This is a genomic window from Paenibacillus sp. MDV22-iso6, from assembly GCF_058408365.1.
In genome coordinates this window covers 1-12,742 of record NZ_JBZVDZ010000007.1, presented here as the reverse complement: position 1 = coordinate 12,742, position 12,742 = coordinate 1, and the positions used below count along the sequence as shown (strand labels likewise).

Below are 12,742 nucleotides of genomic sequence, written 5' to 3'. Positions count from 1 at the left end.
AAAATTAATTACATAAAGTGTACCTGATTATTCCAAAGTAGTGTTCCATACAAAGGAGCTAGTGTTATTCATGCTATTACGTATGTTGAGAAATGATCTTTTTAGGAAAAAAGGAATCAACATCGCTCTATTTGTTTTTATTTTACTAGCGGCTTTACTTGTTTCTTCAGGTACACGAATGATTATGGAGTTAACCAATTCAATTCACTATTTATTTACAGAATCCAAGACGCCTCATGTTGTGCAAATGCATGCAGGTAAACTGGATATAATGAAGGTGAATACATGGGCACAGACAAATGAAATGGTAGATAAACACCAGATCGTAGAAATGATTAACATTGACGGTTCTCATTTGTTTTTTGGAGCGGAGGCCGAGAAAAACAGTATCATGGATCTTGATTTTGTTGTACAAAATCAGGATTTTGATTTTCTGCTGAATCTGGATAGTGAGATTGTGCAGGTGAATGATGGAGAAATCGCGGTTCCCGTTTATTACTTGCAGCAGAAGAAATTGAGCATTGGTGACCGTATTCATATTAAAGACGGTTCTTTCAGCAGAACATACAAGATTGTGGAATTTGTACGTGATGCTCAAATGAATCCATCGATCATTCACTCCAAACGTTTTGTCATCAGTCAGAGTGAATTCCAAACCTTGAAACAAAATACGGGAGAGTCGGAGTATCTGATTGAATTTCGACTTAGAGATTCCAAGATGATTAGCGACTTTACCCAAGCCTATCAAAATACGAGTTTGCCGAACGCTGGTCCTATTGTGAACTACAATCTGTTTCAGTTGTTGAATGCGTTGACGGATGGGGTAGTCGCAGCTATAGTCATTCTGGTCAGTTTGATCTTGATTGTGATCGCTTTACTCTGCATTCGTTTCACTATGCTCGCAACTATTGAAGAAGATTATCGAGAGATTAGCGTCATGAAAGCTATCGGCATATCCGAGCGTAATATTAAGAAACTCTACTTGAGTAAATATGTTGTTATGGCAGGATTGGGCTCTATCGTAGGATTTCTAGCATCACTATGGGTTAACCGTTTGTTCATGTCCAATATGTTGCTCTACATGGGGGCAGCTCCCAAGACATGGTTGCACTACGGCATAACATTGTTTGCGGCTGTCTTCATATTTGCCATCGTTGTATTTTTCTGCAACCGTGTGCTTCGGCGTTTTAATCACATTTCAGCTGTTGAGGCATTACGTTCGGGCAGTATGGGTGAGACGAGAATAAGTCAAAACAGACTAAATTTGTCCCAAAATCGGTGGTTATCAGTTCCGGTTTTTCTGAGCTTAAAAGAAGTCATCCAACGAATTAAAATGTTCCGTTTGCTGTTGTTTGTGTTTATTATAAGTTCATTTATTATGATCGTACCTATAAATTTCCTCCATACGTTACAAGCTCCTAGCTTCATTTCTTACATGGGTGTAGGTCAAAGCGATATGCGTATTGATCTGAGGCATTCTGAAGATATCGAACAGCGTTACGCTGAATTAATTGATTATGTTCAAAAGGATAAGAACGTACTTCGATACTCACCCCTTGTCACAAGCCAATTCAAAGTGTTTAACAGTGAAGGTAGCTATGATCATTTAAGCGTAGAGACAGGTGACTTTGACGTTTTTCCTTTGTCTTACGTGAATGGCGCAGCACCGAAAAATGAAAATGAAATTGCTTTGTCTGATGCGAACAGTAAAGACATGGAGAAGAAGACAGGAGATTCCTTGGTACTGATCGTAAATGGACAGGAAAAAACAATGACCGTCAGTGGTGTATATCAGGATGTGACCAATGGTGGAAAGACTGCCAAAGCACGGCTGCCCTATAACAAGGATCGTGTGCTCTGGTATGTCGTAAGTTTGGATTTGAAAGATGACGGTAGTAAGATTTCAGATAAAATTGCGGAATATGAGCAAGCGTTCTCACCTGCAAAGGTGACCGATTTAAAAGGCTACTTAGATCAAACACTTGGAGGAACGATTCATCAGCTTAAGCTGGTTACGGTGTTGGCGCTTGTTATAGCAGTATTGGTTACGATCCTGATCACATCATTATTCCTGAAAATGCTTGTCGCAAAGGACAGCGGTGATATCGCAATTTTCAGAAGTTTGGGATTTGCCATCTCCACAATTAAATTCAAATATGTATCAATGTCCCTTATTGTCTTGGGTGTTGGCGTCCTTGTAGGAACCGTGCTATCGAATACTGCAGGCGAGTGGTTGATCAGTGCAATAATGGCTTCTTTCGGAGCGTCCAATATCGTTTTTGTCATTGACCCGCTACAGGCGTACTTACTTTGTCCGCTCCTGCTGGCTGCAACGATTATCTGTACCGCTCTAATCAGTATTCAATCCATCAAAGAATCCAGCATTTCCAAAATGATTATCGAATAGGGGGACAACCATGGCTATAATCCTGGAAGCCAAAAACGTGAACAAATCGTACAGTACTGGTGAGCGTGAGAAGCATCCTATTTTGAAGGATATTAATTTTCAATTGAAGAAGGGCGAATTTGTCTCGATTATGGGTCCGTCGGGATCAGGAAAATCAACCTTGCTATACAATGTCAGCGGCATGGATCAGGTAAGTAGCGGGAGTGTTTATTTTGCTGGCAAGATAATTTCGGATTTCTCGGAAAAAGAATTGGCACAGCTTCGCTTGAACAAGATGGGATTTATATTTCAGAACATCCATCTGTTGAAAAATCTGAATCTACTCGACAATATCATTCTGTCTGCTTATCTGGCCAAAAAAAGCAGTAGAGATTCCATTAATACACGAGCACTCAATTTGATGAAAAAAATGGGGATTAATGAACTGGCCAACCACAATATCACTCAGGCATCGGGTGGGCAATTGCAACGGATTGCTATCTGTAGGGCGTTGATCAATCAGCCTGACATTCTGTTTGGTGACGAACCCACAGGGGCACTGAATTCACGTTCAACCAATGAAATCATGGATATTCTTGGAGACATTAATGCTTCTGGAACAACAATATTAATCGTTACTCATGACGTCAAAGTCGCAGCTCGATCTGAACGGGTTTTATTCATGATGGACGGAAAACTGGTGGCAGATCGCAACATGGGTAAGTTTAACGAACAGCATGACCTTAAAGCGAGAGAGAGCAGCTTAGGTAAATGGCTAACGGATCAAGGGTTCTAACACGGTTAATTGGAGAGGGGTTTATCCAATGAAACAGATGGAGAACAGGTCATTTGGCAAATTTCTGATGGTATGGTTCGGACAGCTCATATCTACAATGGGGATCGGAATGACGGCATTCTCCCTTGGAGTGTACGCATTTGAGAAAACCCATATGGCGACAGCTGTGGCACTGATTACACTGTTTACCTTTTTGCCTAATATCTTGTTGCGTCCTATAGGTGGAGTCCTTGCAGATCGTTTTGACCGGCGCATGATGATGGTCATCGGTGATCTTGGTTCTGCCGCTGGTCTCGTTTTTATCTGGATCATGATCCTGATCGGAAATATTGAACTATGGTATCTCTATGTTGGCGTCACTTTCAGTTCCGTGTTCTCGGCTATCCAAAGTCCAGCCTATAAGGCTTCAGCCACCGATTTACTCGATAAAGATCAATATTCAAAGGGCAGCGGCCTGATGCAGCTCGCTGAATCATCCAAGTTTCTATTTTCGCCCATTCTAGCGGGAATTCTGCTCAGTATAACAACCATTGAAGTCATTCTGGTTATTAATATGTTGACGTATCTGGTTGCCATTCTAGCGGTGCTTGCCATCCGGAAAAGCATTAAAGCAGCGCGAAGCGATGATGAGAGGAAGCCTTGGCTTGTTGAGCTAAACGATGGCTGGATTGAAGTCACGACGAATAAAGGCGTGCTTCTGCTCGTCATTATTATTTCAATCATCACGTTTTATCTTGGATTTCTTGAGACACTCATTGGTCCTATGATCTTATCATTTTCGGATTCAAGGATGCTTGGCACGTTTCTATCTGTGAGCGCGATCGGTATGCTGATTAGCAGCCTGTGCATTGGCATGTTCACCATGAGTAAAAAATATTCAAAAATACTTGTTCTGGGTCTGGTTATGTCCGGAATATCATTCTCCCTCTTGGGATTTTCCACCAATATTTTTATCATTATTTTTGCAGGTTTCCTGTTTTTGGCCTCCCTGCCTTTTGTCAACATGAGTGCAGATGTATTAGTGCGTAATAACATATCCAACGAGAAGCAAGGCAGGGTGTGGGGAATCATCGGCATATTATCGCAATTGGGTTTTATTGTATCCTATAGTCTCGCAGGTTTTTTGGCAGACCGTGTCTTCAACCCGCTTTTGGTGGAAGGTGGAGCACTAGCTTCGACCGTAGGATCATATATCGGCGTTGGTCCGGGAAGAGGCATTGCGTTGTTGTTTATTATTGCAGGGGTGTTTGTTATCGTTATTGCAGTCATCACTTCTCAACTTAAATCCATTAAGGGGTTAGAGAAGGGGATTGATATTGTGCCATCAGACCCAACGAATTTAGCGCATGATTGATTGAGTTGGTGTGATGTAGTTTAAAGGATGATATTGGCCCCGGAACTTTATGTTTCGGGGTTGGTTTGTTTGAAAGGCTTTAGGACTGGAATCATGATTTTGGTAGAGGTTTGTACAAATGAAAAGGATAGCAGGTATACTAATTATAATGAGCATCACAGGACTAGTAATCATGAGATATTTAACCAGAAGGAGGTTACATCTTTTGTTCAAAATCGGAAATCAAGGTACGTTTGAAACGTTGCCTGATCACGCCATAGCGATTTACAAGGGAGATGTTATTGCTGTAGAAGAATTTATTAAACAGGGCATGGATCTCGAAAGAGAGATTACGCTGAGTAAATACATAGCGTTGACGCCATTGGATATTGCTCTAATCACCAATCAACAGGCAGTGGTCAAGCTTTTGGTAGATAACGGAGTAAACCTAAATGTGAAGGATAATCCAGCAATCCTCAAGGCGGTCAGATATGGCGGGGAAGAGATCATCCGATATTTGCATCAGAAGGGTGCCAAATTGAACGGTTTGAGCAAGGTGAAGTCGAATGCGTATGATGAAGCCTATTACAGTAACAAAAAGAACATCACAGTGCTGAAGGGCCTCGGACTGGATATTCGAAAATATGGTGGAAAAACATTAAGAAAAGCCGTTTCAAATCACGATATGAAGATGGTTCAGTATTTGCTAGACGAGGGCGTGGACATCAATTACAACGAGTCCGATATGGTGTATCCATACAAGGCTACACCACTTACGGTAGCGGCTCGCAACAACAATATGAAGATGGTTCAATTTCTGGTGGAACAGGGGGCGGATGTGACCATTCAGGAGAAGGACGGGGAACGAGCATACACGATTGCGATCAGTCAGAAGAATGCGGAAATGGCAGAGTATTTGAAAGCTCATGAGCCGCAAGACTTTCACAATCTGAGCAATAAATTGCATGTGCTCAAATCGTACAAGCTGCCGGATGCATTAATCCGTTTTCTAACGGAAGGTCCACGAAGAATCGACTTGCCGAACAAATCGTCCGGCGTGGGATACATCGAATTCTTCCATCTGGTCGATACGGTTGAAATGAAGATGGGCAGACAGAAACTGCTGCGTATATCCTCTGACGTGGATCAGTACTCCCATATCCTGATCGTCTGGAATCCAAGCAAAAAAATGATTGGCTACGCAGATATTGAACATCAGGTGATTGGAACGATTTCGACGTTCGAAGCGTTCATGGCCGATCTCGCATCATATATGGATAATCTCCTGAATTAACCAGAGGGCCTCCGCCATCACAAGAACCTCTTGTATATTGTCGATATACAGGAGGTTCTTTAGTGTCTCTAACATTCATCTATAGGAAAAATATCTCATGAAATAGTAACTATACTAGTGCGAAAGGAGGTTATAAATGGTAAAATAGCAATGCCTAAACATGAAAAAACATTTTTGTTGAAAGATTAGCAGATAAATTAGATTTAAAATGGTTTAACTTTAGATTGTTAGAAATCGATTGTTAGTACAATTGTTTCAATGAAATTATAGTATTCTACTACTGGAGTGAGGAAGAAAAATGGCCATTATTGATGTAATCAAGTATGACGGTTCACCAGATGTATTTGCTTGGAAACATCCTGAGAATGAATTGGGAACATGGACCCAGTTGATTGTGAATCAATCCCAACAGGCGATCCTCTTTAAGGATGGAAGGGCGCTTGATATGTTCGGGCCAGGAAGACATACGCTAAGTACAGCGAATATCCCGATCTTAAACCGGCTCGTTAACCTTCCGTTCGGAGGTAAATCACCTTTTGCAGCAGAAGTGTGGTACGTCAACCAAGTAAGCGCATTAGACGTGAAATGGGGAACAGCAAATCCAATTCAGATACAGGACCCAAAATATAATATTATCGTTCCCGTGAGAGCATTTGGACAGATGGGAATAAAAATAGCAGACTCTCGCAAATTTCTGGTCAAACTTGTGGGAACACTGCCTGAATTTAACCAGGCTAATATGGTCAATTACTTTCGCGGGCTAATTATTATGAACATTAACTCCATGCTGTCTTCCTATCTAATACATAGAAAAGTAAGTGTACTGGAAATCAATGCTTATATCGCAGAAATATCACGACATTTTGCTGATACGATTGCATCTGCTTTCGAAGAATTTGGTATTGAGTTAATCAACCTGTATATCCACAATGTCAATCTGCCTGAAGAGGACCCTTCGGTCATTCGTTTGAGAGAAGCGTTGGCACGCAAAGCCGAAATGGATATTATCGGGTACACTTATCAACAAGAGCGTTCATTCGATACGCTTGAAGGTGCAGCCAAAAATGAAGGAAGCATGCAATCGGATATTATGGGTGCAGGGCTTGGTATGGGGATGGGCGTTGGACTGGGAGGATCATTTAGTAGCGAGATGTCCCAGATGTCTAAAGTAATGGCTACAACGGAAACACCTGCTGTACGCATATGCAAACATTGCAGCCATCCGAACCAGGAGCATAGCTCTTTTTGCAGTAAATGCGGCAATTCACTTGCCGAAAAATCAGCAACGACCGGTTGTAACAACTGTGGACATGCCTTGCAAAAAGGGACCAAATTTTGTCCCAATTGTGGTGACAAATATCATGCATGTCCATCCTGCGGGGCGGATAATTCTGAGAATGCTTTGGAATGTGTTCAGTGTCACGAACCGATGCCTAGCCCATGCCCAAAGTGCAATCATATGAATTCGGGTCAAACTAAATTTTGCGGCAATTGCGGCTCGAGTCTATCTTTGAAATGCAGTCAATGTCAACATGAAGTGAAGCCCGGTCAGAAGTTCTGTCTGGATTGCGGAAACAATCTGCAAGATGGAGGGCAGGAATAGTGAAGAATAAACGGAGCAATCTTTTCATTTTGGATGTCATCTATCTGATCTGCATGCTGGTAGCCTCAGTCGTTTCTTTTACGGTGTTTAGTCATGCCATTGTATCGTTTTCTTTCTGGATGAATCTTGTGGCTTCTTATGTCGCGATTACGGCGATTTGGATTTATATAAGGCATGTCATGCTACATATGGATCGCTTTAAGCAACTGGTTCCTGGTTACACAGCACTAGGGATTGTGTTGGTGATGTATCTGATTTGTGTAATGATATATTCTCTGTTTACAGGTTTAGCAGATCATGGTCTCCGCTGGTTCGTTTTGTTACATACAGTAACTTTAGCTATCGCCCTCATTCTGTGTGGCATCATTTTGATCTTTATTCAAAGTACACGTCGTAATGAAGCCGTTGAGCAAACGAAATTGGTCAATCTACATTTGATTGAAAACGCTTTGCAGCAGCTGTTTCACACGATGGAGCGCCATTCCGTTCTGACTGCGGAAGAAGAGAGGAAGACCGTTCAAACATTAATAGAACTTGTAAAATATAGTGACCCGATCACTCCACATTCACTTGAATATAATGACCGCCAGATTTTGATGGATATTGAAAAGATAAACAGTGAGCTTTCAGCTCATTACCAAGCAGGGGAACTGGTGAATAGCGAGCATCTTGCTTCACAACTATCCCTATTAAAGTCCCGTTTGAAAGAGCGGAATCAACAGATCGTGACAAGCAAATCATAAATTCATAGGAGGAAAAGCTGTGAAGAAATTTTTTGGAATTATATTCATTATACTTTCATCTCTGACCATCTTATTATCTATATTATTAATATCCCAGGGAACCGAAATGGCTATTATTAGTACGATTATTCTTTTTATACCTGGCGTTATCGTACTTGTTACAGGAATTAAAATGTGTAGTCGACCTAAATTCCATCCCAAGGCTGATCAGTATCAATACCATTACGACAGTGACGAGGAATATGATGATGAAGGGTACTATGAGGATGAGTACCACGATCATGAATACGAGAAACCGCAAGAACCTGTATCTGTGAATTGTTCGGGGTGTGGAGCCAAGGTAAAGGTATATCCGAATTTGTCTGCGGACTGTGAGTATTGTGGAACAACGATGAGGATCTCCTAGCTAACATAATAGACACCATGACCATTTTGTTGATTCCCGATGTGATAGAAGCCGGTTATAAAGATTTGTTTTTGAAGGAATCTTGATGTTGAGAAAGTTTTTTGGATCATTTTTATGATTTATGCAATTGGCATACCCATTGCCTTATTCAAGTTACAATAGAAATACCGTTAGTTACACCTGTCACAATACAATCCACTATACAGAGATTAATATATCCGATGAAAAAGACGCTGAAGAAAAGGTCGAGGAACCACAAAGGAAGGTTTCGGTGAGTTGTCCGGGATGTGGTGCGAAGGCGAAGGTATATCGGAAGCAATCCACGGATTGTGAATATTGTGGAACAACTGTTGAAGCTCCGTAAAATAGTTCTGAATGGACACGAAAAAGATAAAAGCCTGATTCCTATGGAGTCAGGCTTTTATCTTAAGCTCGTTTTGCGGATAAAAGTAAGAGAAAGAACCTCTTATCTCACACATCCTGAATCTAAAAATCTCTCCTGTGTTCAAACACTTCATCCAGCTCCTTGCGATTAACTTTAATAGCACTTGTCAGGTCAATTTCCGGTTGTGATTCCAATTGATCCAACAATTCAACAAGGGCGTTATAAATTTCTTCACGTTCGATTGTTTCAATAAAGTTGGCTTTGGCCTCCATTTGGTTAAACGTCTCGGTGTACTTCTCCACTAATAACATCAGTTGTTTCTGTATAAGGTCCAAATCGCTCATATTTTGACTTAATCTTCGAATTTCTTTGAGGTGCTGTTTGTAGGTTTGAGCTGCTTTTTTGGCATACGCTGCTTTGATGTGATCCCTCCCGTCCCAATCCCGAAAAGGATTGTTGAGATTCTCTGCGAGCCATTCCGGTTTGCGTGGTTTGCCAATCTCCAGATCGATTCGGGTTTGAGCTGCCTTTTTATAGTTTGCCTTAATGGTTTTGGCGGCGTCTGAGGGAAGGCTGGTCAGCCTGAGTGTACTTAGTTCGGGAAGCTGCTCGGGGCCAGGGAAATCTTCTCCTTTAAATCCAAAAAGATCGTTCATGGATAAGGTCTGCAAAGAGGTCAATTGCTGAATTGACTGTATATTGTTACGTTGCCGGGTTTTCCCCACAATCTTAATTCTGAAAGCTCAGGATAAGTATGTACAACAGGCTGCAAATCAAGCTCCGTAATTTCTCGAACATACAAACCTCCAAGCCGAGATAACGCTGTAATCTGAGGTACGGTCGCTGCTACATTCAACGTCATTCGGTGGCCTTTTTCATAAGCATTCACATGCAAGTCAGGGGACACGTCTCCCATAAAGCTTAAAAACTCGATCCTGGAATGAAGAGTCAAGCTGTTCACACGGTTCATATCCAGCACAAGTTTGGTTAGATGTGTTTTGCTTAAATCCAGTGCGGTTTGTCCATGTTCATGAATATGAAGTTCATATATAAAGGGATTCTGCTCCAAAAAAGGAATAATGTCTTCCGTATATCCACGCATTTCGATATGTGTAAGACAAGGAAACTGGACTAGTGCGACGACATCCTCGGCAGAGGTTGGTCTGAAGTTGCGCAGGATACTGGTGTTTTTTCTCACCATTGCATCACCTAGTGGAATTTCACTATAGTCTTCGGCAGCTTGTTTGAAGTGTTCCCTTCGTGATTCATCGATGGCATCCCATTGATGTTGCCGATACAGACTCTCTCCGATCTGCCATCCTGCGCTATAACTTCGGGTTTCTTCCGTTATGAGTGGAGCCCGATTACCTGCAAGAACATAATGCGTTGGAACCTCAGCATTCACGAAGCTGTGATCCCAATTGCCTTTCCAAAAATAGTAATTGCAGCTCAACGGTTTCATATCCAGAAGTTCCGTTTCATCGGGCGGCTGATCTCCTGTCCAGTCCAATTGCAGGATTGCGGCAAGCTGGCGGGACCCCTTACTCCCGGTTTCTTTCAGATCAGTTACCTGGCAGGCAGCATAATGTTGTAAACTTTCGACGTATACACAGTAAATGTCTCCGATCGTTGGGACCATGTTGTGCTCCTTTCGTTCTGCATAAATCAATGCTAAGCTTCTTGTAAACTAAGGATTTTGCAAAATGATGATAAAAGAATTATATCAAAGGCGTTCAATCACATCCATTTTGGATAGAGCCGTATTTGAATTCATAGAAATCTGAATATCTAAGGGAGGTTATTCATGACTACTGGTATTAGCCGAAGTAAAACACTAGGTGAATTTTTGAAATCTCGGAGGAGCCGGATTCAGCCAGAGCAAGCAGGGATCACCGGATCGTATGGACAACGCAGAACGCCGGGATTAAGACGTGAGGAAGTTGCCGTGCTTGCGGGTGTCAGTGCAACTTATTATACGTGGCTTGAGCAGGGGAGAGAGGTTAACTCGTCTAGAGAGGTTATGGAAAGTATAGCGGGTGCACTCCAGTTAAGTGAGGAAGAGAAGGGACACCTATTTCGTTTATGGGACCCCAATGCAGAGCATGAATTCCCTGCCTCCTATTCACATCTCGAAGGGGGATGGCAGAGTATCATTAGTCAACTTGCATACCCTTCATTTATTACGAATGAAAGGTCTGAAGTACTTGCATGGAATGAGGCAGCGAATGAGAAGCTTTTTGACTTTTCCTCGATGAACGTGAACGACCGCGTCATGATGCGAATGTTATTTCTAGATGCAACGCTCCGGGAACGTATGCATAATTGGGATGAATTTGCACGGCATTCGGTAGCGGTGTTTCGTACGTACTATGACAAGTACCCGGGTGAACCTGAGTTTTACCAGATAGTTCAACAATTGATCGAAGACAGCACGGATTTTCAAAATATTTGGAGCCTGCACCAGATTAAACAGAAAAAAGTCAACCGGATCTTTCTCGAGACAACAGATCGGACGGATGGTATTGCCCATGCCTATGATATCTTTTCCATGAGCAATCTTAACGAACAGTCAGGTATTCATTGTTGTGTGTACATCCCCGTTGTGGAGTGACAAAAACGATCAGGGTGGTAATTCTAGTACTAGCATAAACAGACTGTGGTTGGGTCTTTGTTCGTGAAATAGAATGAATACAAGTTCAATATCTTTCTATTTATTAACGAAAAGAGGGAACCACATGATTAAGACAAGAACGTTGGGAAGCGATAAATTGCAGGTATCCGGGCTTGGGCTGGGCGTGATGATGATGCCACACAACCAAGAATCCGTTCATACAATCCAGGGTGCACTGGATGCGGGAGTAACGATGTTCGATACAGCTGATCTGTACGGTGAATATGAAAAGCAGCGATTTGGAGGCAACGAAAAATTGCTTGGGCGCGCGCTTAAAGGGCGAAGAGCCAATGCTATTGTAGCGACCAAGTTTGGTATAACACATACCCAGGGCCCCAAGGGAGATCCGGCGTATATCAAAAAATCAGTAGATGCCAGTCTGTACAACCTGGGCATGGATTATATAGATCTCTATTATCAACATCGCCCTGATCCCAATACTCCCATTGAGGAAACGGTGGGAACACTTGCCGATCTGGTACAGCAGGGAAAGATCCGTTATATAGGTCTGTCTGAAGCGTCTGCAGAGACTATTCATCGTGCGAATGCCGTTCACCCCATAACAGCACTCCAAACGGAGTATTCATTGTGGAGTCGTGAGCTCGAAGATGAGATATTGCCATTGCTCGGTGAGTTGAACATTGGTCTTGTACCCTACAGTCCATTGGGGCGTGGTTTCCTAACAGGCCAGATCCGATCGATAGAAGACCTGCCGGAGGACGATTATCGTCGTCATTATCCACGTTTCCAGGGTGAGAATTTCGAGAAAAATCTGGAGGTGGTGCGCCTGATCCAAGAGCTGGCGAGGCAAAAAGGATGCACTGCTTCTCAGCTCGCACTCGCCTGGTTACTTGAAAAGGGAAAGCATATCGTTCCGATCCCTGGTACTCGCAGTTTGGAGAGAGTTCATGAGAATCTTGGTGCCTTGCAGGTTTCTTTCACCAATGATGAATGGGCTGAGATTGAACGGATATCTCCCAAAGGATTTGCCGCAGGGGGAAGATACCCTGGCCTTGCCTAATATAAGCCGAGCCTATAGATAAAACACTTAATGCCCCAGACCTGTTTTAGGAACTGACCCCATAACGAGAGACAAATTAAAACACCTTCAAGTGAATGAAACCT

11 protein-coding genes are annotated in these 12,742 nt (G+C 42.4%); 9 read left to right on the top strand and 2 right to left on the bottom strand.

The annotated features are described in order from the left end of the window. The first annotated feature begins 70 nt into the window (after window positions 1–70). The 7 genes from AC4PM4_RS19545 to AC4PM4_RS19515 all read left to right on the top strand — a co-directional run bounded on the left by AC4PM4_RS19545 (window position 71) and on the right by AC4PM4_RS19515 (window position 8,561). A complete protein-coding gene (locus AC4PM4_RS19545; RefSeq protein WP_491614334.1) occupies window positions 71–2,407 on the top strand; it encodes an ABC transporter permease in 2,337 nt (778 codons plus the stop codon). Window positions 2,408–2,417: 10 nt separating this feature from the next. Beyond that, the gene (locus AC4PM4_RS19540; protein WP_072733360.1) at window positions 2,418–3,182 is read left to right on the top strand and encodes an ABC transporter ATP-binding protein; all 765 of its coding nucleotides are present in this window, start codon (window positions 2,418–2,420) and stop codon (window positions 3,180–3,182) included. 28 nt (window positions 3,183–3,210) lie between these two features. After that, window positions 3,211–4,536, top strand: a complete 1,326-nt coding sequence (locus tag AC4PM4_RS19535) for an MFS transporter (protein WP_491614333.1) — start codon at window positions 3,211–3,213, stop codon at window positions 4,534–4,536. Between the two features lie 205 nt (window positions 4,537–4,741). Next, window positions 4,742–5,809, top strand: a complete 1,068-nt coding sequence (locus AC4PM4_RS19530; RefSeq protein ID WP_491614332.1) for an ankyrin repeat domain-containing protein — start codon at window positions 4,742–4,744, stop codon at window positions 5,807–5,809. Between the two features lie 298 nt (window positions 5,810–6,107). Beyond that, window positions 6,108–7,412: an SPFH domain-containing protein gene (locus tag AC4PM4_RS19525; RefSeq protein ID WP_491614331.1), complete on the top strand. Its 1,305-nt coding sequence runs from the start codon at window positions 6,108–6,110 to the stop codon at window positions 7,410–7,412. Continuing rightward, on the top strand, window positions 7,412–8,155 hold the full coding sequence (locus AC4PM4_RS19520) for a hypothetical protein (protein ID WP_491614330.1): 744 nt from the start codon (window positions 7,412–7,414) through the stop codon (window positions 8,153–8,155). The genes AC4PM4_RS19525 and AC4PM4_RS19520 overlap by 1 nt, the downstream gene beginning before the upstream one ends. A gap of 19 nt (window positions 8,156–8,174) precedes the next feature. Continuing rightward, window positions 8,175–8,561, top strand: coding sequence for a hypothetical protein (locus AC4PM4_RS19515; RefSeq protein WP_063563130.1), 387 nt, complete (start codon window positions 8,175–8,177; stop codon window positions 8,559–8,561). Between the two features lie 486 nt (window positions 8,562–9,047). Here AC4PM4_RS19515 and AC4PM4_RS19510 read toward each other — a convergent pair whose 3' ends face one another. Both AC4PM4_RS19510 and AC4PM4_RS19505 read right to left on the bottom strand, forming a co-directional pair. Beyond that, window positions 9,048–9,602 (bottom strand): hypothetical protein, encoded by a 555-nt coding sequence (locus AC4PM4_RS19510; RefSeq protein WP_491614329.1) that lies wholly within the window; start codon window positions 9,600–9,602, stop codon window positions 9,048–9,050. A 20-nt stretch (window positions 9,603–9,622) separates the two neighbouring features. Further along, the gene (locus tag AC4PM4_RS19505) at window positions 9,623–10,585 is read right to left on the bottom strand and encodes a hypothetical protein (protein WP_491614328.1); all 963 of its coding nucleotides are present in this window, start codon (window positions 10,583–10,585) and stop codon (window positions 9,623–9,625) included. A gap of 165 nt (window positions 10,586–10,750) precedes the next feature. Between AC4PM4_RS19505 and AC4PM4_RS19500 the strand changes: the two genes are divergently transcribed. Both AC4PM4_RS19500 and AC4PM4_RS19495 read left to right on the top strand, forming a co-directional pair. Beyond that, window positions 10,751–11,557: a helix-turn-helix transcriptional regulator gene (locus AC4PM4_RS19500; RefSeq protein ID WP_072733354.1), complete on the top strand. Its 807-nt coding sequence runs from the start codon at window positions 10,751–10,753 to the stop codon at window positions 11,555–11,557. Window positions 11,558–11,684: 127 nt separating this feature from the next. Then, window positions 11,685–12,638 (top strand): aldo/keto reductase, encoded by a 954-nt coding sequence (locus tag AC4PM4_RS19495; RefSeq protein ID WP_491614532.1) that lies wholly within the window; start codon window positions 11,685–11,687, stop codon window positions 12,636–12,638. Window positions 12,639–12,742: the final 104 nt, after the last annotated feature.